Raw genomic sequence first — 22,580 nt, 5'->3', positions numbered from 1 at the left:
GATCCTGCGGACAGTGAGGCATGGATGTCACCGTCGGGAGGTGCGAGCGTAACCCCGCAGCGCGGCCGGTGCCACCGGTCGTCCACAGGAATGTGGATCGCGGATCGTCGGGCTCCTGCACGTCTGTGGCGCCACGTCGCGGATCGCGCCCGGTGGGTGGGCGAGCCACAGTTCAGGGAATGTGGGGAAGCCCTCTACGGCGGGTTTGACCGGGTAACCCAGCCTCGCGTACCGTGGATCAGTCGTGTGGACGCGCGTGTGCTCCTGCCCGGAGGCCCGTGTTCGAACGGTTCTGCGCCTTGCTTCCCCGGTGATGGCGCCCTTCCCAACATCTTTTGGAGCATTCCCGTGAGCAAGCGGACCTTCCAGCCGAACAACCGGCGCCGAGCCAAGGTGCACGGCTTCCGACTGCGTATGCGCACCCGCGCTGGTCGCTCGATCCTGGCGGCTCGTCGCCGCAAGGGCCGCAGCGCGCTGTCTGCCTGAGCACGGTGCTGCCGGCACAGCACCGGATGCGTCACGGTGACGAGTTCGCCGACGCGATCCGGTTCGGTGCCCGCAGCGGCACGCCACGAGTCGTGGTGCACTATCGAGGATCCACCCGAGCCGAGCCGGCTCGGGTGGGTTTTGTTGTGTCCAAGGCCGTTGGCGGCGCGGTTCAGCGGAACCTGGTGAAGCGTCGCCTGCGCGCGATCAGCGCATCCTGCCTCGGGACGTTCCCGGCAGGGAGCTCGGTGGTGGTGCGGGCGCTGCCGCCGGCTGCCGCCGCGACCTATCCGGAACTGGAACGCGACGTGGTGCGTTGTCTGGACAGGAGCGCACGTGTGGAGGTGAAGCGATGACGCGGCCGCACGGCGAGGCCCCGGAGCCATCCAGCGCGGAGCCCTCCGACACGGAGACGGTTCGTCGACGGGTCTGGAACCCGCTGACATGGTTGCTGACGGGACTTGTCCGCGGCTACCAGTTGATCGTGTCGCCCTGGTTCGCACCCACCTGCCGCTACTACCCGAGCTGCTCCGCCTACGCTATCGATGCGCTGACCAAGCGTGGCCCGATCGTGGGGACTGGGCTCGCGATCTGGCGGGTGTTGCGCTGCAATCCCTGGTCGGCCGGCGGCGTGGACCACGTACCGGCCCGACGATCCAGCGACCATCACGGTCACACCCACCGCAGCACCGACCGACGAGCACGTACCCTCGTCGGTAGACCTGCCAGCCTGGGCTCGCCTCCGCGAGCCTGATATTGGAGATTTAGTAGTTCATGGGCTTCTTCGACAGTTTGCTGTGGCCGATCAAGGTTGCGGTCGCGTGGATCATGGTCCGCGCGCACGACGTGTTGACCTGGCTCGGGATGGATCCGGCGGGTGGCTGGACCTGGCTGCTCTCCATCGTGGCGCTGGTCGTCGTCATCCGAATCCTGCTGATCCCGCTTTTCGTGCGCCAGATCAAGGCCTCCCGCGGCATGCAGCTCGTGCAGCCGGAGATCCAGAAGCTGCAGAAGAAGTACAAGGGGAAGACGGACCCGGCGTCCCGCCAGGCGCAGCAGCAGGAGATGATGGCCATCTACAAGGAGGCCGGAACGTCGCCGTTCGCCTCCTGTCTGCCGATCCTGGCGCAGATGCCGATCTTCTTCGCGTTGTTCCGTGTGCTCGCCTCCCTGGAGGCGGTGGCGACCGGTACGTACGCACGTGACAGCATCGGTCCGCTGACGCAGGATCTCGCCGCCCAGGCGGAGTCCTCCGAGATCTTCGGGGCGTCGCTGTCCTCGACGTTCCTCGGCTCGGACGATCTCGCCGTGAAGTTCGTGACGGCAGCGTTGATCATCATCATGTCGGCCACGACGCTGTTCACCCAGCGCCAGCTGACGATGAAGAACATGCCGCAGTCCGCACTCGACAACCCGATGGCGCGGCAGCAGCGGATGCTGATGTACATCCTGCCGCTGGTGTTCGCCTTCTCCGGTGTGAACTTCCCGATCGGTGTGCTGGTCTACTGGTCCACCTCGAACCTGTGGTCGATGGGTCAGCAGTGGTTCGTGATCAGGAACTCGCCGGCACCCGGTTCCGAGGCCGAGAAGGCGTACAAGGACCGGCAGGCCCGTAAGGCCAAGCGGCGCGGCAAGACGCTGGAGGACGACGGCGCTGCCGCCCCCGGCGAAGCAGGCACCGACACTCTGACCATCGGCACCAGTGGCCAGCGGCAGCAGCCGAAGCGGAACAGCCCGCGTTCCAAGCGGGCCGGCGGCCGCCCGGCCGCCGTCTCGGCAGCCGGGGCAGGTGAGCAGGAGAGCGAGCCGGAGCCCGTGGCCGAGCCGGCTCCGTCGCCGTCGTCGAAGTCCACCAAGCCCAAGAAGTAGCGCCGAGCGCGCCCCACAGCCCGAGAGGTTCGATGATGACGAACGACACCAACCAGGTCGAGACGGCGGTCTCGCCTGCTGACGCGGTGGCCGAGGCGAAGCCCGTCACCGACGAGGTCGCCCCCAGCAACCGACTCGAGGAGGAAGGCGAGATCGCCGCCGACTACCTCGAGGAACTCCTCGACATCGCCGATCTGGACGGCGACATCGACATCGACGTCGACCACGGTCGTGCCGCGGTCGAGATCGTCACCGATTCGGCGGACGCGAACTCACTGAAGCGGCTCATCGGCGACGAGGGCGAGGTTCTCGATGCGCTCCAGGAGCTGACCAGGTTGGCGGTCCAGGCCAAGACGGGTGAGCGGAGTCGACTGATGCTCGATGTGGCCGGCCACCGGCAGGCCCGCAAGGACGAGCTCACTGCGATCGCACAGGAGGCCATCGACCGCGCACGTGCCGAAGGTGCCGATGTCTCGCTCCCCGCGATGAACCCTTTCGAGCGGAAGGTCGTTCACGACGCCGTCGCGGCGGCCTCGCTCATCAGTGATTCCGAAGGTGTGGAGCCGAAGCGCCACGTTGTGGTTCGCGCTCCCGCTGCGGGTTGAGCGGGCACGTGTCCGGTCCGGAACCGGACGGCGCCGAGCCTGTCGAGGAAGCGGACGTGGTCGTCGATGACGCTGCCAGTCGCGCCGTTCTCGGTCTGGCCTGGTCCGGTGCGGCGCGGTTCGCCGAGATGCTCGCAGACGAGGGTGAGCTGCGGGGGCTGATCGGTCCACGTGAGGTTCCACGGCTCTGGTCCCGGCACGTCGTGAACTCCGCGGCGGTGGCACGCTTCCTTCCGGCCAGTGGGTCACTGGCCGATGTGGGATCGGGTGCGGGCCTGCCGGGAGTCGTCCTGGCACTGATGCGCCCGGATCTCGACGTGCACCTGATCGAGCCGATGGAACGCCGGATCGCATGGCTGGCGGAGGTCGTGGAGGAGCTCGATCTCGACAACGTGACGCTTCATCAGGTTCGCGCTGAGGAGCTGCACGGTCGTCTCCAGGTGTCTGCAGTGACGGCACGTGCAGTGGCTGCTCTCGGGAAGCTCGCTCGGCTTACGTTGCCTCTGGTGGAACGCGGCGGGGTATTGCTCGCGCAGAAGGGCCGGCGCGCGCAGGAGGAGCTCGCTGAGGCGGCCCCTGTGCTGCGAGAGCTCGGCGCGAAGTCCTTCTCGGTGCATGACGTCGATCTTCTCGGCGATGGTGAGTCGACCATGGTTGTTGAAGTTCGGAAGTAGGACGTAGAACGTACGTTCTACCCTGGCTGGTTCGTTGTCTGCCCGAGTAGGGCGTTGAACAGAGCGTCGAGCGGGACACGTTTCGGGTGGTGGGCCCGCTGCGGTGTGTTCGTACGCGGGTGCGGCACATCTGCACGTGCCGCTGATCGACCGCTGACTGGTGGGTTCAGGGCGGCGTGGAACGTGTGGTCGTCGTCGCCGTACTCCTCCTGGTCTGCGATGCCGCCTGCATTTCTGAGTGGTGAGAGCCGTTGGGTCTGATTCCGGCTGGGAGTTTCACATGGAACAGCTATGGCCCCGCGTTCTACGCACCGTGGCGGGTGAATGAGGAGCCCGCGCGTGAGGTCACCGTTCAGTGGAACCGTGCATGGTGTCAGCACGTTCTGACGCGGCCCGCGTCGGGGCCTCCGCTGCGACCTACTGAGTTCTGCACGGGGTCAGCGCGCCTGCGGATTCAGCGGTGCTTTGCGGTTCCGTTCGGAACTACCACGCCACCGCTCCCTGGCTGGCAGTTTCACGTGAAACGATGTTGAAGGTCGCCCGGATCCGCAGACCGTTGATGAGCCAGGAGCCGCGCCGTCGGTCTGGTGGCCGAGGCTCGCTCCGAGCACGGGTCTCGAGTCGGTGCGAGTGCACGTGTCGCGGGGCCGGCGCCTGGGCATCGAAGCGGTGCGCCATACTCGTGCAGTTTCACGTGGAACGGCTGGGTGTCGCGAGCGCTGCGTGTGGGCAGCGTCGGACGGTGTGAACGCCAGTCGTTGCTCTGCCGACATTGGGTCTGGCCTCGGATCGTGACTCCAGGTACTGCGCTGGCTGCGGGTCCGGCGACGATGTGCGAAGCGCGTGTGGCGTTCAGGTAGAGATGTTCGACTGTCACGCCGGTGCGTGAGGCCTTGTGGCGGGGCGGGAGTCGGGCCCTGTGCAGAGGTGCGTGCTGACTGGATGGTGTTTCGCCTGGACACGTTTCACGTGGAACGGTCCGAAGGACGTCTTGACCGCGAAGCCTTCGCTCGGGTTCGTGTCACGTCATCCTTCCGCCCGGATCTGATCGAACGGCGCGATCGCTCTCGTCGGCACGATGTCTCGTGAGACGGATCTCGCTGAGGGCGAAGGTCATCCACTCGTCCCCGGTGGCTGCTGGAGCCGACTGGAGGTTCGCTCGCCGCAGTTCGATTCGTGGGGTGCCACGACCGTGGCCCCCTGCAACGTGGACTGCTGATTGTGCCCCCGGATCGGAACGGCGTGGCCAAGGGATCTGTTTCATGTGAAACGGTCCCGGGCGGCTCCGTGGTCGGCCCGATCCAGATCGACGGTCGCTGTCCCGCGGGGCACCGTCTCGGGGGTGATGCCGGCGCGGTGTGTGGGTTGGCGGAACTGTCTCGACACGGAGCTCTCGGTGGGACTGGCGCACGCCCCTCGCCTGGAAGGTGCATCTTGGTTCGATCTGCGAGGTGACTGAGCGGCAGACGTCGGGCGCTACGGCGCTGTGGCGTCGTCGGGCAGGTCGCCGGCTTGCGCCCAAGTCCAATTCCGCGTCTGGACGGGGACCACGTGGGGGGCTCTGTTTCACGTGAAACAGATCTCCGGCTGGGCCCCTGGTCTCCCTTTGAAGTGCGCTACTTGAACAACGCTCCGTTTCACGTGAAACGGAATCTGGCAGCGGCCCGTTTTCCGTCGAGATGTACTCGTGAGTCAGCCGCTCCTTCTCACGTGAAACGGAACCCGGCAGGGCGCTTGTCCTCGTTCGAGATGTACCCGTGAAACAGCCGCTCCGTTTCACGTGAAACGGACTTCCCCGGGTGCGTTGCGTTCTTAGTCAGGTGGCGCAGCGAGGGGTCTCGCTGCGGATCCTTGGCTTCCGCGGCGCGCAGTCCCTCCGCCGCTGATCGCGGCGTCGTGTGGGTCGAGGCCACTGCTGCGTCGGTAGCTCAGGCCCGTCCCTCGGTAAGGGCGCTCGATGAGATTGCCGTGTGTGCGGTCGGAGGTCGCCTGGTGGTTCGACCGGCGTCGGGCAGCACAGTTTCACGTGGAACGCCGCGAGACTTGTTGACAGGTCCCGTTGCTGGGTCCGCCACCGTGTCCCTGGGCCGTGCCCAAGATAGCCACGGCGTGAGGTAAGGCCCTCGACCGGGATCACAAATTCCGGCTCTCTCTTGCATTGGGCACCGAATTGCGCGATCTTCTCGGACGGGTTTCACGTGAAACGTTCGCTCCCTCCAGGAGGCCGGCCCAAGATCGGTGACCCGTCGCGTTGAATGCGTGTTCCTCACGCGTGTGGCCGCTTGTGGCGGTCGCCCACGCCAGCTGGTGGACGGGGCCTCCGTGGTGGCATTGGCATGTCGGGCCGTTGATGCACCTGCTGGTGCTGGTGCTCGGCCGGATGCTGTGAGCTGCACCCATGCCAGGGCTCTGAGGGCGCATCCATGACCTTGTTCCACGTGGAACGACGTGTCCTCCCTTGCTGGGGATCAGCGAGAGCGCACAACGTGCGGTGCTCGTTCCATCGCCCTCGCCGCACAGCGTCACGTCGCCGCATGTACTGAGTTCGCGCGCCGCGGACACCCCCGTCGGATCTCTGGCAGCGACGGTTTCCGCAGACCGGCCGGGCCGCAGCGAAGGCCGACCGGTCCTGAGTTCCTGCCTGCCGGGTTCGTCCCGTTTCACGTGGAACGAATCCCCGGGCCCGGCACCGACACGTGACGATGCGTACACGACGCGCGGGTGTGGATGGTCTGAGCGACACCGGATCACGCTTAGGCTGGGACGGTACGCCAATCCCCCTCGAATGGACGCTCCACGTGGACCAGGAAGACACCGGTGTCGTCGGTCAGACACCCACGGATGTCACATCACCGCTCTCGCCCGAGGAGGAGCGCCGACTCGAGCTGATGTCGGCAATTCCGGTCATGGACGAGACGACTCCTCTCGCGGCCGAGCTTGCGCTTGACGCACGCCGGCGGATCGAACTGGCAGGCCGGAGGTTCCCTCCGCCGTGGCAGACCCGAGTCTTCACCGTGGCGAACCAGAAGGGTGGCGTCGGGAAGACCACGACGACCGTGAACCTGGCCGCGGCGCTCGCGAAGGCCGGCCTGAAGGTGCTCGTTATTGATAATGATCCTCAAGGAAACGCGTCCACGGCGCTTGGAATCGAACACCACAGCGGTATCCCCTCGACGTACGACGTCCTCATCAACGACGTGCCGATCTCCGAGGTCATTCAGGAGAGCGAGGCGATCCCGGGCCTGTACTGCGTCCCGGCTACGATCGACCTCTCCGGTGCGGAGATCGAACTGGTCTCGGTCGTGGCGAGGGAGAACCGCCTCCGCAACGCGCTGGCCACTTATCTCAAGGAACGGTCACGAAAGGGTCAACCACGGATCGACTACGTCTTTGTGGATTGCCCGCCCAGCCTCGGATTGCTCACCGTCAACGCGTTCGTCACGGCACGCGAGGTGTTGATCCCGATCCAGTGCGAGTACTACGCACTGGAGGGCCTCAGCCAACTCCTGAACAACATCAACCTCATTCGGGCCCACCTGAACCCCGCACTGCACGTGTCCACGATCCTGTTGACGATGTTCGACGGTCGCACGAACCTGGCCCACCAGGTGGCCGAAGAGGTCCGCGAGCACTTCCCGGACCAGACCCTCCACACCTCCATCCCGCGGTCGGTCCGCATCTCGGAGGCGCCCAGCTACGGGCAGACCGTCCTGACCTATGACGCGGGCTCCTCCGGTGCGCTCGCCTACCTCGAGGCAGCTCGGGAGATCGCGAAGCGAGGGGCGCTGCCCCCGGAGCAGCCTCTTGGTCAGGCGTCCGGCGAGGCGTCCACCGCGGAACCGTCCGTGGACCAGGGAGCCGGCGAAGCGTCCACCGAGGCGCCCGAGGTAGAAGGAGCGAACCGATGAGCGAGCGTCGACGAGGGCTTGGCCGAGGGCTCGGAGCGCTGATCCCGACCGCACCCCCCTCGGGCAGCGGCGGCCCAGGCCGCCCGGTCGATGTGTTCTTCCCGGACTCCCGCGGCGCGGCCACGGCCGTTGCGACGCCACCCGAGCCCGTTGTGGATCCGACGACGAGTCCGCAGTCCCCGGCGGCCCCGAGCCCGAACGACCCACCCGTCGCGTCGGTCTCCGACTCGGTCGACTCCGAGGCCGCCGGGTCCGCATCGGAGCTCGAGTCCTCCCTCGGCACGGACGAACGCCCGGTGGACTCGTCCGAGCCGGTCACAGGCCCGGTGGGCAAGACCTCAGAAGGAGCTGACCGGGCCACCGAGGCCCCGGCGCCCCAACCTGCCTTCGATGATGGTGACCTGCAGCCGGTCCCCGGGGCGAGGTTCGCCGAACTCCCGCTGGATGCGATCCGGCCGAACGCGAGTCAGCCCCGTCAGGTGTTCGATGAGGACGAGCTCGAGGAACTCTCGGGCTCCATCCGTGAGGTCGGCGTCCTGCAGCCGGTCGTCGTGCGCCCCTCGGGCTACGACGTCGAAGGGCGCCCCACCTACGAGCTCATCATGGGTGAGCGCCGGTGGCGCGCATCCCGGCTCGCCGGCAATGACACGGTTCCCGCCATCATCCGGGACACCGCCCAGGACGACATGCTCCGGGATGCGCTCCTGGAGAACCTGCACCGGGCACAACTGAACCCGCTGGAGGAGGCGGCCGCGTACCAGCAGCTCCTGGACGACTTCGGCTGCACGCACGATCAGCTGGCAACCAAGATTGCCCGGTCGCGGCCGCAGATCTCCAACACCCTTCGGCTGCTCAAGCTGCCGCCGCTGGTGCAGCGACGGGTCGCGGCCGGGGTCCTGTCCGCGGGCCATGCTCGCGCCCTGCTCGGGCTGCCCGACGGTGGTGCGATGGAGCGGCTCGCGCAACGGATCGTGGCCGAAGGGCTAAGTGTCCGGGCGACCGAGGAGATCGTCACGCTCGGCGACGATCCGACTCAACCGGAGATGCGCCGTCGACCGCGGGCGGGCGAGCACAGCGAGGCCCTCGACAACCTCGCGAGCCGGCTCTCGGACCGGCTGGACACGAAGGTCAAGGTGAACCTCGGTCAGCGTAAAGGCCGGATCAATATCGAGTTTGCAAGCGTTCAAGACCTCAATCGCATCCTGAACGCGCTCACCCCCGACGATCCGGGCGTCCTCCAGCCGACTGCAGACTGAGGCTGCGGGGCTGACCGCCTCGCCGTCAGTCCCGCTGGGTGACCCGGGCCGCGGCCACGATGCTCCGGTACAGGTCACCCAGCGGCTGGGTGCCGGCCTGGGCCGCCTGCGGGAGCAACGAGGTCTCGGTCATACCTGGGGCGACGTTCACCTCCAGGAACCACGGCACGCCGTCGGCGTCGACGATCATGTCCGTCCGGGAGAGGTGGCTCAGGCCAAGGGTGCGATGGGCCAGGACCGCGAGGTCGGCCGCCGCGCGCGCGGCCTCCGGGGTCAGCCGCGCCGGCGCGAAGTACTCGGTCCGGCCAGGGTTGTACCGGGCGTCGTAGTCGTAGGCACCCTCGGTGGAGATCTCCACCGCGGGCAACGCGACGGGACCATCACCCACATCGACGACGGACACCGCCAGCTCGGTACCGACGATCACCCGCTCGAGCAGGGCGTTCTCCCCGTAGGAGAAGCAGGTGACCATCGCCCGCGGCAGCTCCATGGCGTCGGTCACCACGGACACGCCAAGCGCGGAGCCCCCCTTGGCCGGCTTGACCACCAGCGGGAGCGCGAGCTGCTGGAGCACGATGTCGAGAACAGCCTGTGCGCCGACCTCCCGGAACAGCGACTGGGGCAGGCTCGCGAACTCCGGGGTGTACGCACCGGCCCGTGCCATCAGCGTCTTCGAGACAGGCTTGCTCCAAGCGATCCGGGAGCCGGCCGAGTCGGTACCCACATAGGGCACGCCGACGAGCTCGAGCAGGTCCCGGATCGAGCCGTCCTCGCCCGTGGCACCGTGCAGGATCGGCCACACGACGTCCGGCCGCGCCGACTCCAGGTAGCCGAGCAGTCCCGCGTCGACGTCGCGAACGCTGACGGACATCCCGAGCGCCCGAAGCGCCTCCGCCACCCGACGGCCGGACCGTAGCGAGACGTCCCGTTCATGGGACAGACCCCCTGCGAGGATCAGCAGTTCGAGGGGTGCTCCGGCAGCGTCGGGTGCGGCGGCGTCCATGGTGTTGCGTCCTCAGGCCTGGTTCGGGGAGGGGGCTTGGGTCCCGCGGACCACCTGGGTGGCGGCCCCGGTCCCGAACATCCGCACCAGTTCGTACTCGTCGTTGACGACGGTCGCGAGGCGGCGGACGCCCTCCTGGATGCGTTCGGGTGTGGGATAGCAGAACGAGAGCCGCATGTGGTCCTGACCCTGACCATCCGCGTAGAAGGCCGTGCCCGGCACGTAGGCGACCAGGCCGGTGACGGCGCGCGGAAGCATCGCCTGCGCGTCGAGGCCCGCGGGCAACGTGACCCAGGTGTAGAACCCGCCGGCGGGCACCGTCCAGGTGGCGGCCGGCATGTGCTCGGCCAGGGCGGCGAGCATGGCGTCCCGACGTTCCCGGTAGACCTCCCGGAAGGACTTGACCTGCCCCCGCCAGTCGCAGGTGCTCAGGTAGGTGGAGACCGAGAGCTGGCTCATCATCGACGGGCACAGGATCGCCGACTCGCTGGCCAGCACGAGGCGTTCCCGCACGGCGTGCGGGGCCACGGCCCAGCCCACGCGGTACCCGGGGGCGAACGTCTTCGAGAACGAGCCGAGGTAGACGACCGCCTCGGGGTCGTAGGAGTGCAGTGCGGGCAACGGGTCGCCGTCGAAGCCGAGGAGACCGTACGGGTTGTCCTCGAGCACCAGGACGCCGTGCCGCTTGGCGATCTCGACGATCCGCGGGCGTCGTTCGAGGGAGAGCGTGACCCCGGCGGGGTTGTGGAAGTTCGGGACCGTGTACAGCAGCTTGACCCGGCGCCCCTCCGCGTCGAGCCGGGTGAGGGTGGCCTCCAGGGCCTCGGGGATGAGCCCCGCGTCGTCCATGTCCACATGCACGACATCCGCCTGGTAGGCGCGGAAGACGCCGAGCGCGCCCACGTAGCTCGGGGCCTCGGCGACGACCACGTCGCCCGGGTCGACAAAGATCCGCGTCACCAGATCCAGTGCCTGCTGGGAGCCTGTGGTCACCACGACGTCGTCGGAGTGCGCCTTGATGCCCTCGAGGGACATCACCTCGAGGATCTGCTCACGCAGTGCCTCCTCGCCCTGACCGGAGCCGTACTGCAGGGCGACGGCGCCCCGCTCGGTGAGGAGCCGCTGGGTGAGGTCGGCGATGTTGTCCAGCGGCAGTCCGGCCAGGAACGGCATGCCACCGGCAAGGGAGACCACCTCGGGGCGGTTCGCGACGGCGAACAGGGCCCGGATCTCCGAGGCCTTCATGCCGTGGGTCCGGTCGGCGTAGTTGCCGAGCCACGGGTCCAGGCGAGTGCCGCGGGCGGGTGTGGCGCCGCGGATGGCCGCGGCCGCGGGTCCGGCTGCGGGGGCGACGGCAGCAGCAGCAGCGGCGGCGGCGGCGACGGTGGTCGTCGGCTCGACGGGTGCCTGCTGGCTGCGTTCGTTCATTGCTGTTGCCTTCCGGAAAATGGGTCGCCGGTCCGGAAACGACCGACCCCCCGAGTGTTTCACGTCTCGGGGGGTCGGAGTGCTAACGGCTCGGCGGGCGCCAGCGCCCGGCCCGTCAGGCGATGTACTCGGAGATCTCGTCGAGGAACTTCTTCTTCGGGCGCGAGCCCACCAGGGACTTGGACAGCTCACCGCCGGTGTAGACGTTGATCGTGGGGATCGAGACCACGTTGTAGTCCCGGGCCACGTCGGGGTTGGCGTCCACGTCCACCTTGACGACCTTGATCTTGCCGGCGTACTCGTCCGCGATCTCCTCGAGGATCGGTGCGAACTGGAGGCAGGGCGGGCACCAACTGGCCCAGAAGTCGACGATCACCGGCTGGTCGGCCTGCAGTACGTCCTGGCCGAACGAGTCGTCGGTGGCGTGGGTGACGTTGTTGCTCATGCGTGTCCTCGGATCTCGAGTGTGGGAATGGGGATGGTCATTCGGCCAGGGCCGCGGCTAACGCACCGACGGGGTCCCCGGAGTTCGTCGCATCCAACGCGGCCAGGTAGCGCTCGGCGTCCAGGGCCGCGGCGCAGCCGGTACCGGCTGCCGTGATGGCCTGGCGGTAGTGGTGGTCGACGACGTCACCCGCCGCGAAGACGCCCGGCAGGTTCGTGCGGGTGCTCGGGTGCTCGACGTCGACGTAGCCCTCGCTGTTCAGATCGATCTGCCCGGCGAGCAGCTCCGTGCGGGGCAGGTGCCCGATCGCCACGAAGATGCCGCTGGCGCCGACCTCGCGCGTCGCACCGGTCACGGTGTCGCGCAGGGTGGCCCCGCTGACCTTGGCGTCGCCGTGGATGGCCACGATCTCGCTGTTCCACGCGAAGGTGATCTTCGGATCGTTCAGGGCCCGCTCGGCCATGATCTTCGAGGCGCGGAGTTCGTCGCGGCGGTGCACCACGGTGACCGTCCTGCCGAACCGGGTCAGGAACAGTGCCTCCTCCATCGCGGAGTCGCCGCCGCCGACCACGAGGATGTCCTGATCCTTGAAGAAGAAGCCGTCGCAGGTGGCACACCAGGAGACACCGCGACCGGAGAACTGCTTCTCCTCGGGCAGGCCCATCTCCTTGTACGCCGATCCGGTGGCCAGGATCACCGCACGGGCCAGGACGTCCTCGCCCTCCTCTGTGGTGACCGTCTTGATGTCACCGGCGAGCCGCACCGAGGTCACGTCCTCGTAGCGCACGTCCGCGCCGAAGCGTTCGGCCTGCTCCTGCATCTTCTCCATGAGCTCCGGCCCGAGCACGCCGGTGGGGAATCCGGGGAAGTTCTCGACGTCCGTGGTGTTCATCAGCGCACCGCCCGCGGTCACCGACCCGGCGAACACGATCGGGGCGAGGCCGGCGCGGGCCGCGTAGACGGCCGCGGTGTAGCCGGACGGCCCGGAGCCGATGATGACGACGTCGTGGACGGTGGGCGTGGCTTCGGTCATGCTCGGTCCTTCGGTGGGTGGTGGGTGCTGTTCAGGTGAACCACGGCCGCCCCGGCATTGTTCCTTCGAGCGGCTCAGCCGACCGTGATCTCCGCGAGTTCGATCCGGTTCCGGCCGTCGGACTCCGCGACCGGCAGTTCAGGGAACCACAGGACGATCGAGCTGAGCTCGGTGGGTGTGGACAGGGTGTACGTCGTGTTCGGTCCCATCGGGCCCTCGGCGAGGACCTCGCCGCCGTTGGGTGCGCTCGGGTCGGTGTTGCGGATCTGCACGATGCCGCCGCTGCCGTGCACGTCGAGGGTGACGGTCGTGATCAGCGTGGGCGCCTCGAGCTCGACGGCGAACCCGAGGCCGTCCTTGATCCCGTAGTTCGGGTTGTTGTACCGGAGCGAGTTCCAGGTGGTCTCCGGGTTGCCGTCGATCGCCCGGCCGGCCGTGTCCTCGTTGTCGCCGACACCGGAGGCCGGGTCGAGCGACTGCGCCGAGACGAACGTGGCGACGACCGGTGGTGCTGGCGTGGTCGGTTCCGGGGCCGGCTCCGTCGTCGCGGCGGGGTCGGTGCCGTCGGCCGGCACCGTCGCCGTCGGGTCGGTCGAAGGTGCGTAGGACGTGCGTGCCTCGTTGAGCGAGTTGAAGGCGAGGACCCCCGCGAGAATGACGAGGGCGATCATCAGCACGATGACGATCGGGGTCGGATTGAATCGTGGGCGGGGCTCGCTCGGCTCGTCGTCGGCGTCCTCGTGGGCCTCGGGACGTCGGAACCGGTCTCCGACCGCTCGCGCGTTCTCCTTCAGGGCACCGATGGCCCGTTGCGAACCGGCGACGGCGGCCACGGCCCCGGCGCCGACGGCGGAGCGGGACCGGTCAGCGTCCGAGGCACCGTCGAGGTCGTCGTCGGTGCCATCGTGGGGCAGGTCCCAGCCCGCCAACGGCGCGCCGAGGGTTGGCAGCGGTCCGGCGCCGATCGCAGGAGCGAGTGGTGCGTCGTCGATCCCGGCCTGAGTCGCATCGACGTCGGCACCGCCCTCGGGTCCGGCGGGCAGGTCCCAGCCCGCCTGCACGGGAGCCGGGGCAGGGCGCGGTCCGGCCCCGATGGTGGGAGCGCCGTCGATGGCGGCCGGCCCGCCGTCGAACGCCGTCGTGGCGCCCGCGATGCCGGACGCGCCGGCGGCTTCGGCTCCGGTCTCGGCAGCGCGGGTGCCCGCGCCTGCTCCGACGCCCGCGAGCGCTCCGGTGACCGCACCGACGAGGGCACGGCCCTTGGCGCCGAGACGCTGCCACAGCGACCCCTGCGACACCGGCCCCGTCGGGCTGCCGCCCGCGTGCTCATGACGGGCGTGGTAGCTGTCGATGATCTGGGTACGGTCCGGGTTCTGCTCGTCCACTCGCACCACATCGTCGAAGGGTCGCTGCCGGCCAGGCTCGGGCGGCGGCTTCAAGGTCCACGTACTCGGGTCCACGGGTCCACGCACCGGGGACAGCTGGGTGGTCGCGTCCGGCGGGCCGACGTTTCCAGGGTCCCCGTCGGGCACCGGAAAGGCGGCGTCGGTCGGCCCGGCGTCGGCCCCGGTTGCGTAGCGCGCGGTGGTCCCGGATCCGACCGTCGCCCCCGCGCCAGTTGCGGCGCCGGAATCGGCCCCGGCCGCTCCGGTGGCCGTGGAGCCAGCGGCAGCCGCGGAGCCGGCACCAGCGGCGGCAGCCGCACCCGCGGCGCCGGCCACGGCGGCCGCACCAGCCACCCCGGCCGACGATGACCGATCCGGTCCCGCGCCCTGCGGCGCGGCTCCATGACCCACGCCCGACGGCGGCACGGAAGTTCCGCCGTCGTCCGCGGTTCGAGCCGCCGCGAGCACGCTCGGGTCGAGGTCGTCCCACGGCGCGAGGTCACGGACCAGCTCGCCCGGGGTGTACGGGCCGTCCTCGTGCGGACCGAACGTGACGGAGCACAGCGTGTCGAGGTCGTGCGGGATGCCCTCGACCACGTCTCCGGGCGGCACCGGCGCACCGCCGTGGCGCGGCGCGAGTGGCAGCCCGCCGGCACGAGCGGGTTCGCCCGGCCAGGTACCGGTCAGCGCCGTGTACAGCAGGGCGACGAGGTCGACGCTGTCCGTGCGTGCCGCCGCGCGCGCGTCGCCGCCGTCGATGCCGAGCTGGGCCGCGTCCACGGCGAGACCGGTGAGCACCACGCCGCGCTCGCCGACCAACAGTGAAGCCGGTCGCAGGTGCAGGTGGTGGACGCCGCGCTTGCGGGCGGCCTCCACGGCTCCGGCGGCCTCTCCGACCATGGCGCGCGCCGCGGCCGCGGGCAGCGGACCGGAGCGGACGAGATCGGCGAGGGACGGGGAGTCCGACAACTCGGTGACGAGGTAGCCCAGACCGTCGGAGGTTCCCACGCGCAGGATTCGGGCCAGGCGTTCGTCCCCGACCAGCGCGGCGCGGCGGGCGGCGTCGAGCGCCTCCTCGCGATGGGGCCCGCCGAGGGTGACGATCCGGACCTCGCGCTGCAGGATCTCGTCCCGTGCGGTCCAGTAACTGCTCTGTGCCAGGGGGGCCGCGAGCCGCGCGAGCAGGACGTACCGGTCCGCGATGGTTGATCCGACCACCAGGTCCGTGGCGGTGCCTCGATTCACGGGGGCGCCTCCGATACGCTGTGGAACTCCGCTGATCTTTCCCCACATGGTACGCAACGGCGCGGGTATCGGGACGCGCGCGGCCAGCGCGGCGAGTGGCCGGGTTGCGGGGGCCGCCATCGTGGACACCCTGCGCATCAGGGCATCGAGCTCTCCCACCCGCAGCCGGCGCAGCAGGATCAGGTAGATCGCCAGCATCAGCGCACCGAGCACGAGCACCCGCAGCAGCGCCCCGGCGAACCCCGTCTCGACGCCCCACAGGTGCAGCAGACCCCACCCGATCAGGGCGGCGGGCACGGCGGCCATGAACACCCGCAGGTGGGTCAGGAAGACCCGGCTGCCGTCGAGGCTCGGGAGCCGCCGGCGCAGTGCCAGGTAGGCGACCAGGGCGCCGACGGTGTTCGCGACGGTCGTGGCCGCACCGGCACCGGCGACCCACCACTGCACGTCGAGCAGGAAGTAGCTGAGCACGCTGCCGACGATGAGGATCACCGCCATCGGAACCTGGATGCCGAACAGCGACTTCGTGTCCTCGAACGCGAAGTAGACCCGCTGGGCCATCGTCCAGATCGCGATCGCCGGCAGGCCGGCGAGCATCGCGACGAGCACGCCGCCGACGGCCCGGTACGCCGGGAACGAGGCGGTGTCGAACTGGATCACCTGCGTGACCGGGATGGCCAGCACCATCAGTGCCGCCGCCGCGAAGACCGTGAACACGGCCAGGGTCCGCAGCCCGAAGGACAGGCTGTCCCGGACCGCGCGGGTGTCGGCGGACGCGGCCTGCTCCGACAGTCGGGTGAACATCGCCGTCACCAGGGACACGGTGATCAGCGACTGCGGCAGCATGAAGATCAGGAACGCGTTGTCGTAGGCGGCGTTCCCGGCCACGCCGAGGTCGTTGTCGCTTGCGACACCTGCCGACGCCGCCAGGTTGGACACGGCCAGATACCCGACCTGGCCCACGGCGAGTGCGGCGAACGCCCATGTCGCCACGCGGCCGGCGGTGGCCAGGCCCGTGTTGCGCAGACCCCAGACCGGGCGGAACCGGAAGCCGCTGCGGGCCAGCGGGATGATCAGGACGAGTGCCTGCACCGCGACGCCGAGCGTCGCGCTCCCCGCGAGGAGCGCGATCCGGCCGGCGTCCCAGGCCTCGACCGGGGGCGGGTTGGCCTCGTCGAAGCCGCCGAAGATGATCAGGTAGGTCACGAGCCCGGCGATCGCGATGACGTTGTTCGCCGCCGGGGCCCACATGTACGGGCCGAACACCGAGCGGGCGTTCAGGACCTGACCGAGCAGCGCGTACATCCCGTAGAAGAAGAGCTGAGGGATGCACCAGAACGCGAACGAGACCGACAGCGCTCCCCAGGGCCCGTTCTGGAACTGTGCCGCGTACAGGGTGACCAGCAGGCTGGAGGCGAGGGTCAGCGCCACCGTCACAAGGAGCAGGAACGCCCCGGCGAGGGTGAGTAGCCGGTTCACGTACTCCTGGCCGCCGTCCTTGCGGCGCATCGCCCGAACGATCTGTGGCACCAGGACGGCGTTCAGGATCCCGCCGGCGAGCAGCATGTAGATGATGTTCGGAAGCTTGTTCGCCACCGAGAACGCGTCCGCGGCACCGCCGGCCGAGAAGATCGCCGCCACCAGTAGGGCGTTGCGGATCAGGCCGAGGATCCGGGAGACGAGCGTCCCGGAGAACATCAGCGCTGCCGAACCGGCCAGTCCTCCGCGCGGTTCGCTCATCGGGGGTCCTCGGTGTCTGTGGGTGATGGGGTGTCGGCCTCGGCGAGTGCGGCCGCGGCCTCCGGTGGGTACCGCCGCCCGCCCCGGCGGATGGTGCGGAACAGGCCGAACACGAACGCGACTCCGAGCACGACGACGGCTGCCGTCAGTCCCGTGCTCTCCCAGTCCGCGCGGACCCGGACGTCGAACGACGATGGCTCGGCCACGGGTGTGCCACCCGCCTCGGGCAGCACAAGGACCACCACGGTGACGTCCCCGTTCGCGACCGCCGTCACCGGGATCCGCACCGTGGTGGTGCCGTTCGCCGGGATGGTCGCCGGCACCACCTCGTCGGCCTGCAGGCGCGGGTCGTTCGGGTCGAGCTGGATCACGACGTCCGCGTCCGCGTCGAGCGCGTTGTCGATCGTGATCGGCACCTCGCTCGCGTCCGAGATGAGCAGCACGCTGCTCCCGGCCTGGACCGTGATCATCGAGCGCAGCTCGGCGACGGCGTCCGCTGCGCCGTCGGCGAGCGTGGTGCGGACCCTCGGCACCTCGATGAGCGCGGCCGAGGGCGTGCTCAGCAGGGCGACGGCAGGCCCGTTCGTGAGGGCGCCCGGTTCGGCGAGGACGTGGTTGAAGGCGTCGAGTTCCGTCCAGGTCTCGCCCAGCCGGGCGAGCTCCGCGGTGGTCAGACGGTCACCGTCGGGTGGGGCCGGCTCGTACGACCGGCCCTCCGTGCCGACGGAGCGGCCGAGCAGGCTGCGCAGGCTGGTGACCTCGAGCCAGGGCGCCTCCGCGAGCGAGTCGAGGATGGTGCCGAGGCGCTCCATCTCGGACGGGTCGGTGCCGAGATCGCGCGGCATTGCGGCCATGAGCCCACGCGGGTCGTTCGGACGTTCCCGCGTGATCACGGCGGTCTGCGCGAGGAAGGACTGCTGCGCCTCCGCCGTGGTCAGGTCCGGGTCGGTGAGGGTGTCGGAGAGCGGTCCGTCCCAGAGCACCGCCTCGACGTCCCCGCCCACAGTGGTGATCTCGGTCCGGCCCGACGGCGTGTAGGTCAGGTCCCCGGTGGTCGGCACCTCGTCGGCGGGGAGCACGACCGTCGCCGACCCGGACCGGGCGATCGCGGTGAGGGTCGACTCGTCGGTGGCCGCCGGCCAGATCACGTCGTCGAGGACGGTCACCTCCCGTTCGGCGAGCAGCGCGGCGGTCCGGTCGGTGGCCGCATCGATCAGCGTGCTGTCGTCCGCCCGGGCCATGGTGATGGCGTCGGCGTCCCCGTAGGACAGGGCGACGACGTCCCGCTGGGCGCTGGCGTCCACGAGCAGCTGGACGAACGCGGGGAGTTGCGCCGCGGTCAGGACCGGGTCGTCACGTTCCTCGTCGTCACCCTCGGTGGCGTCGTCGTCGGGCGCCGTGCCCGACGGCGGGGGGTCGGTCGTCGCATCGTCGTCCGGGGTGCCGGTGCTCTCCTCGTCCGCCGGCTCGGTCGGGCCGGCGTCCTGGGTCGGCTCCTGCCCGTCGGGGCCCTCGCCGGACGGTACCGGGCCGGTCGGCAGCTCGAGGAGGACGGGGTCGAGGCCCCACGCGACCGGCAGGTCCCGGGTCGCCTCGACCAGAGCGGTGATCCGACCCGCGGCCACCTGCCCGACGAGGACCCCCTCCTCGGCGGCGGTACTCCACTCCTGCGCCGTGGGGGTCAGTGGGAGCAGCACGGTCAGCTCGGTGGGTCCGGCGGACTCGATCGCCTCCGGGTACCAGAGCAGGACGGATCTGGCCCGCCCGGTGACGCCGCCGTCGGACACGACGATCTCGAAGCCGCGGGGACCCCAGGCCGGGGTGCCGCCGAACGGTGAGCGGTCGGCCGGGATCGAGACCGTGAAGGGTGCGGTGGCGCCGGGTGCGACGTCCTGGCCGAGGTTCGCCAGGGTCAGGGTCTCGACCCGGCCGGACGTGGAGTCATCGTTCAGCCACCGGGCCAGGCCGTTCCGGGAGTCCGGGACCTGCGTCTGCATCCGCAGGCGCACGAACGGATCCGTGAGGACCTCGTCCGTCTCGTTGGTGATCGTGCCGGTGACGACGAGATCCAGGCCGGGTCGGAGCACGGCCGGGGTCGTGCCGGTGATGTCGACGGTGACGTCCCCGGGCGCGGCATGCGCGGCCGGCACGGTCACGGCGGGAGCGAGTGGGCCGACCGCGGCGAGGATCCCGAGCAGGCACGCCACGAGCGCGGCCCGCACGTGGAAGGTGCGGGGTTCTCGGCGCGTCATCCCAGGCTCACGCGGTGGATCGTCATGAGCGCCCGGTGAGCATGTCCCGGGCGGTTGCCACGACCCGGCGCTCGTTCGGGTAGGCCAGCCGGGCCGCGACATCGGTCAGCGCCACCCAGGCCACCGCCTCGGCCTCGTGGTCGGGGTCGTTCTCCGTGGTGAGGTCGCCGCCGAGCGCCTCGAGCAGATAGTGGTGGACCACCTTGTGCACGCGCCGGTCCGAACCCGCGAACCAGTAGTCGATCGTGGCGAGGTGACGAAGCACCTGTCCCTCGATCCCGGTCTCCTCGGCGATCTCCCGGACCGCGGCCTCCTCGGCGGTCTCGGCGCCCTCGAGGTGCCCCTTCGGCAGGCACCATTCCAGCCGGCCCGCGCGGTTGCGGCGCGCGATCACCGCGGTGTACGCCTCGCCACCGACGACCCGCACCACGAGGCCGCCGGCGGAGGTCTCGTCGACCACCGGGAGCGAGTGCGCGTGGGTGCGCCGCAGGCGCGTGACCGGGGGCCGTGGCGCCCGTGGTCGAGGGGTCGGAGCTGCGGCGGACATAACGACACTGTAATCAAGGCCACGCGAAGGTGGGGTACTCGGCACGCGTCTTCGGGCCGGGTGGGCACCGAGCTGCGGCGGATCGGCGGGCACCGGCTGGCAGCGCCGGGCCCGCACGTGGCACGCTTGACAGTTGTGCCCCCCACGTCACCGATACCGCCCCGAGAGTCTCCCGCGGAACTGCTGCGCGTCGCGCTCGGTGTGCTCGCCGAGTACGCACCGGACGCGATCGAGCTCGGGACGGCGTTCGCGGACGCCGGCCATGAGCTCGCGCTGGTCGGCGGCCCGGTGCGGGACGCCTTCCTCGGCCGGGCGGGCGTCGACCTGGACTTCGCGACCTCCGCGCGCCCGGACGACACGGAGCGGATCCTGGCCGCGTGGGGGGATGCCCACTGGGACATGGGCCGGGAGTTCGGCACCATCGGAGCCCGGCGCGGGGACGTCATCGTCGAGGTCACCACCTACCGCACCGAGGCCTACGACCCGACCTCCCGCAAGCCGCAGGTGGCGTACGGCGACTCGCTCGACGGCGACCTGTCCCGCCGGGACTTCACCGTCAACTCGATGGCGGTCCGGCTGCCGGACCTGACGTTCGTGGACCCGTTCGACGGGCTCACCGACCTCGCGAACGGGCTGCTGCGCACCCCTGTCACCGCGGAGCAGTCGTTCGACGACGACCCGCTGCGGATGATGCGCGCGGCCCGGTTCACCGCCCAGCTCGGGTTCGACGTCGATGAGTCCGTGCTGAAGGCGATGACGGCGATGGCGGAGCGGATCACGATCGTCTCGGCCGAGCGGGTCCAGTCCGAGCTCGTCCGACTGCTGATGTCGGCCGCTCCGCGGCGCGGCCTCGAGCTGATGGTCTACACCGGGCTGGCCGAGCACGTGCTGCCCGAGTTGCCCGGCATGCAGCTGACCATCGACGAGCACCACCGGCACAAGGACGTCTACGAGCACTCGCTCACCGTGCTCGACCAGGCCATCGACCTCGAGACCGGTCCGGACGGCCCGGTGCCTGGGCCGGACCTGGTGCTGCGCCTCGCGGCGCTGCTCCACGACGTCGGCAAGCCGGCCACCCGGCGGCTCGAGCCGGGCGGTGGCGTGAGCTTCCACCATCACGAGATCGTCGGCGCGAAGCTGGCCACAAAGCGGTTGCGGGAGCTGCGCTTCGACAAGGCGACCATCAAGGCCGTATCCCACCTGGTCGCGCTGCACCTGCGCTTCCACGGGTACGGGGAGGCGGCCTGGACGGACTCGGCTGTGCGCCGGTACATCACCGACGCCGGCGACCAGCTCGAGCGGCTGCACCGGCTGACCCGGGCCGATTGCACCACCCGGAACCAGCGCAAGGCGGCCCGGCTCTCACACGCCTACGACGATCTCGAGCGCCGGATCGCGGCGCTCTCCGCCGAGGAGGAGCTCAAGGCGATCCGACCGGACCTCGACGGCACGCGGATCATGGAGATCCTCCAGATCCCGGCCGGCCGGGACGTCGGCGCCGCGTACAAGCACCTGCTCGCGCTCCGGATGGAGCACGGCCCGCTCGGCCCCGAGCGTGCCGAGGCCGAACTACGCTCCTGGTGGGCGGCCCGCGGGGCCGACTGACCAGTCCACGAGGCGTGACGTCGCGCCCCCGGACCGCCAAAGGAGACCGGAATGGCTGCACTTCCCCCCGCTGTGACCGACTTCATCGATCGGGCCACGACGCTCGACGGCACCCGCTACCAGGCGATCGAAGACGCCCACCTCGACTCCGACGAGGTGGCCGAGCTCTACGGGACACGAGGTCCGCTGCTGTCCGCGTCCGAGTCCGCGGCGCTCGACACGTACGTGCGCGGCCGGCTCCGCCCACGCGGCGATGAGCTGAGGACGCTGGCCGGGGTCGCGACGATCAGCGGTGCCATCGCAACGACGATGCTGGCTGCGCGGCTGATCTGGCACCGCGACCGGGTGGCGCCCGAAGTGTTCGAGATCGCGCTCGCGCCCTTCCGGGACGCCGGCGTGGACGTGTCCTGAGAGCGTCGGGCCGCCTCACTCCCAGCGGACGGACTCCTTGCCGTCCTCGCCGACGACATACTCCGCGCGCGCCGGTGCGGCGGCGCTGGGCTCGAGCACCTGGTAGACGCCGCCGGTGGAGGTGATCCGGGTCTCCAGCACGGTCAGAGCCGTCGGGTGGTCCCCGGGCTCGAACAGTCGCTTGCCGGCGCCGACCAGGACCGGGAACGTGATCAGACGGTAGGTGTCGACGAGCCCGGCGATATGCAGGGACCGGGCGAGCCGGTGACTGCCGTGCACCTGGAGCTCACCCTGGCCCGGTCCGCCCCTGAGTGCGCGGACCGCTTCGACGACGTCGGCCTCCCCGACGGCGGGGATCGGTTCGGTGTTCGCCCACTGGGCCGTGGTTCCGGACGAGGTGACCACGTACTTGCGCAGCGTGTTCAGGGCGACGGCGACGGCGTTGTCCGGGTCGGTGATCCTCGACCAGTACTCCTGCATCATGTCGTAGGTGGTCCGGCCGAGCAGGAAGGCGCCGGTCCGGGCGAACCAGCTGTCGACGATGGTGCCGAAGTCCTCGTCCCCGAACGGCACCATCCAGCCGCCCTGGGTGAAGCCGCCGGTGGTGTCCTCGTCCGGGCCACCGGGCCCCTGCATCACGCCGTCCAGGGTGAGGAACTCGTGCACGGTCAGCCGCATGGTCATCCTG

Annotated in this window: 18 protein-coding genes; 10 read left to right on the top strand and 8 right to left on the bottom strand. The window is 69.9% G+C overall.

What is annotated here, in order from left to right; translation table 11 throughout:
* Window positions 1-348 precede the first annotated feature (348 nt).
* The 8 genes from rpmH to GKS42_RS25840 all read left to right on the top strand — a co-directional run bounded on the left by rpmH (window position 349) and on the right by GKS42_RS25840 (window position 8,798).
* The gene (rpmH, locus tag GKS42_RS25875; RefSeq protein WP_133105649.1) at window positions 349-486 is read left to right on the top strand and encodes a 50S ribosomal protein L34; all 138 of its coding nucleotides are present in this window, start codon (window positions 349-351) and stop codon (window positions 484-486) included.
* A 5-nt stretch (window positions 487-491) separates the two neighbouring features.
* On the top strand, window positions 492-842 hold the full coding sequence (rnpA, locus tag GKS42_RS25870; protein ID WP_154796451.1) for a ribonuclease P protein component: 351 nt from the start codon (window positions 492-494) through the stop codon (window positions 840-842).
* Entirely contained in the window at window positions 839-1,240 is a 402-nt protein-coding gene (gene yidD, locus GKS42_RS25865) for a membrane protein insertion efficiency factor YidD (protein WP_154796450.1), read from the top strand. The genes rnpA and yidD overlap by 4 nt, the downstream gene beginning before the upstream one ends.
* A 20-nt stretch (window positions 1,241-1,260) precedes the next feature.
* Window positions 1,261-2,355, top strand: a complete 1,095-nt coding sequence (gene yidC, locus GKS42_RS25860; RefSeq protein ID WP_154796449.1) for a membrane protein insertase YidC — start codon at window positions 1,261-1,263, stop codon at window positions 2,353-2,355.
* A gap of 35 nt (window positions 2,356-2,390) precedes the next feature.
* Window positions 2,391-2,960, top strand: a complete 570-nt coding sequence (locus tag GKS42_RS25855; RefSeq protein WP_154796448.1) for a Jag family protein — start codon at window positions 2,391-2,393, stop codon at window positions 2,958-2,960.
* Between the two features lie 8 nt (window positions 2,961-2,968).
* Window positions 2,969-3,634 carry a 16S rRNA (guanine(527)-N(7))-methyltransferase RsmG gene (rsmG, locus tag GKS42_RS25850; RefSeq protein ID WP_232847857.1) on the top strand — a complete coding sequence of 222 codons (666 nt, stop codon included), beginning with the start codon at window positions 2,969-2,971 and terminating at the stop codon, window positions 3,632-3,634.
* Window positions 3,635-6,522: 2,888 nt separating this feature from the next.
* The gene (locus GKS42_RS25845; protein WP_210769456.1) at window positions 6,523-7,542 is read left to right on the top strand and encodes a ParA family protein; all 1,020 of its coding nucleotides are present in this window, start codon (window positions 6,523-6,525) and stop codon (window positions 7,540-7,542) included.
* On the top strand, window positions 7,539-8,798 hold the full coding sequence (locus GKS42_RS25840; protein WP_154796447.1) for a ParB/RepB/Spo0J family partition protein: 1,260 nt from the start codon (window positions 7,539-7,541) through the stop codon (window positions 8,796-8,798). The genes GKS42_RS25845 and GKS42_RS25840 overlap by 4 nt, the downstream gene beginning before the upstream one ends.
* 25 nt (window positions 8,799-8,823) lie before the next feature.
* Here GKS42_RS25840 and GKS42_RS25835 read toward each other — a convergent pair whose 3' ends face one another.
* From GKS42_RS25835 to GKS42_RS25805, 7 genes are all read right to left on the bottom strand, one after another.
* Window positions 8,824-9,801, bottom strand: a complete 978-nt coding sequence (locus GKS42_RS25835) for a D-alanine--D-alanine ligase family protein (RefSeq protein ID WP_154796446.1) — start codon at window positions 9,799-9,801, stop codon at window positions 8,824-8,826.
* Between the two features lie 12 nt (window positions 9,802-9,813).
* Window positions 9,814-11,046: an aminotransferase-like domain-containing protein gene (locus GKS42_RS25830; protein ID WP_232848146.1), complete on the bottom strand. Its 1,233-nt coding sequence runs from the start codon at window positions 11,044-11,046 to the stop codon at window positions 9,814-9,816.
* A gap of 298 nt (window positions 11,047-11,344) precedes the next feature.
* Window positions 11,345-11,674 (bottom strand): thioredoxin, encoded by a 330-nt coding sequence (trxA, locus tag GKS42_RS25825; protein ID WP_154796444.1) that lies wholly within the window; start codon window positions 11,672-11,674, stop codon window positions 11,345-11,347.
* Between the two features lie 37 nt (window positions 11,675-11,711).
* The gene (gene trxB, locus GKS42_RS25820) at window positions 11,712-12,707 is read right to left on the bottom strand and encodes a thioredoxin-disulfide reductase (RefSeq protein WP_154796443.1); all 996 of its coding nucleotides are present in this window, start codon (window positions 12,705-12,707) and stop codon (window positions 11,712-11,714) included.
* Between the two features lie 74 nt (window positions 12,708-12,781).
* Window positions 12,782-17,077, bottom strand: a complete 4,296-nt coding sequence (gene murJ / locus GKS42_RS26840) for a murein biosynthesis integral membrane protein MurJ (RefSeq protein ID WP_290368039.1) — start codon at window positions 17,075-17,077, stop codon at window positions 12,782-12,784.
* Window positions 17,074-19,329: a DUF6049 family protein gene (locus GKS42_RS25810; protein WP_154796442.1), complete on the bottom strand. Its 2,256-nt coding sequence runs from the start codon at window positions 19,327-19,329 to the stop codon at window positions 17,074-17,076. Before GKS42_RS25810 ends, murJ begins: the two co-directional genes overlap by 4 nt.
* Window positions 19,330-19,351: 22 nt before the next feature.
* Window positions 19,352-19,876 (bottom strand): NUDIX hydrolase, encoded by a 525-nt coding sequence (locus tag GKS42_RS25805; protein ID WP_154796441.1) that lies wholly within the window; start codon window positions 19,874-19,876, stop codon window positions 19,352-19,354.
* Window positions 19,877-20,011: 135 nt separating this feature from the next.
* Here GKS42_RS25805 and GKS42_RS25800 point away from each other — a divergent pair, with 135 nt between their 5' ends.
* Together GKS42_RS25800 and GKS42_RS25795 are read left to right on the top strand one after the other, a co-directional pair.
* Window positions 20,012-21,481: a CCA tRNA nucleotidyltransferase gene (locus GKS42_RS25800; protein ID WP_232847856.1), complete on the top strand. Its 1,470-nt coding sequence runs from the start codon at window positions 20,012-20,014 to the stop codon at window positions 21,479-21,481.
* A 51-nt stretch (window positions 21,482-21,532) separates the two neighbouring features.
* Window positions 21,533-21,892, top strand: coding sequence for a hypothetical protein (locus tag GKS42_RS25795; protein WP_154796440.1), 360 nt, complete (start codon window positions 21,533-21,535; stop codon window positions 21,890-21,892).
* Between the two features lie 15 nt (window positions 21,893-21,907).
* Here the strand turns inward: GKS42_RS25795 and GKS42_RS25790 are convergent, their stop codons facing one another.
* The gene (locus GKS42_RS25790) at window positions 21,908-22,576 is read right to left on the bottom strand and encodes a dihydrofolate reductase family protein (protein WP_232847855.1); all 669 of its coding nucleotides are present in this window, start codon (window positions 22,574-22,576) and stop codon (window positions 21,908-21,910) included.
* Window positions 22,577-22,580: the final 4 nt, after the last annotated feature.

The organism is Occultella kanbiaonis (genome assembly GCF_009708215.1).
GTDB lineage: Bacteria > Actinomycetota > Actinomycetes > Actinomycetales > Beutenbergiaceae > Occultella > Occultella kanbiaonis.
Note: the sequence above shows the minus strand (reverse complement) of the source record. Positions and strands in the feature narration are given on the sequence as shown.

Excerpts from the sequence above, each read along its gene's own strand:
- yidD (WP_154796450.1), top strand. The coding sequence starts at position 839 with ATGACGCGGCCGCACGGCGAGGCCCCGGAGCCATCCAGCGCGGAGCCC.
- yidC (WP_154796449.1), top strand. The coding sequence starts at position 1,261 with ATGGGCTTCTTCGACAGTTTGCTGTGGCCGATCAAGGTTGCGGTCGCG.
- GKS42_RS25855 (WP_154796448.1), top strand. The coding sequence starts at position 2,391 with ATGACGAACGACACCAACCAGGTCGAGACGGCGGTCTCGCCTGCTGAC.
- GKS42_RS25845 (WP_210769456.1), top strand. The coding sequence starts at position 6,523 with ATGTCGGCAATTCCGGTCATGGACGAGACGACTCCTCTCGCGGCCGAG.
- GKS42_RS25840 (WP_154796447.1), top strand. The coding sequence starts at position 7,539 with ATGAGCGAGCGTCGACGAGGGCTTGGCCGAGGGCTCGGAGCGCTGATC.
- GKS42_RS25835 (WP_154796446.1), bottom strand. The coding sequence starts at position 9,801 with ATGGACGCCGCCGCACCCGACGCTGCCGGAGCACCCCTCGAACTGCTG.
- GKS42_RS25830 (WP_232848146.1), bottom strand. The coding sequence starts at position 11,046 with ATGAAGGCCTCGGAGATCCGGGCCCTGTTCGCCGTCGCGAACCGCCCC.
- trxA (WP_154796444.1), bottom strand. The coding sequence starts at position 11,674 with ATGAGCAACAACGTCACCCACGCCACCGACGACTCGTTCGGCCAGGAC.
- trxB (WP_154796443.1), bottom strand. The coding sequence starts at position 12,707 with ATGACCGAAGCCACGCCCACCGTCCACGACGTCGTCATCATCGGCTCC.
- murJ (WP_290368039.1), bottom strand. The coding sequence starts at position 17,077 with ATGAGCGAACCGCGCGGAGGACTGGCCGGTTCGGCAGCGCTGATGTTC.
- GKS42_RS25810 (WP_154796442.1), bottom strand. The coding sequence starts at position 19,329 with ATGACGCGCCGAGAACCCCGCACCTTCCACGTGCGGGCCGCGCTCGTG.
- GKS42_RS25805 (WP_154796441.1), bottom strand. The coding sequence starts at position 19,876 with ATGTCCGCCGCAGCTCCGACCCCTCGACCACGGGCGCCACGGCCCCCG.
- GKS42_RS25795 (WP_154796440.1), top strand. The coding sequence starts at position 21,533 with ATGGCTGCACTTCCCCCCGCTGTGACCGACTTCATCGATCGGGCCACG.
- GKS42_RS25790 (WP_232847855.1), bottom strand. The coding sequence starts at position 22,576 with ATGACCATGCGGCTGACCGTGCACGAGTTCCTCACCCTGGACGGCGTG.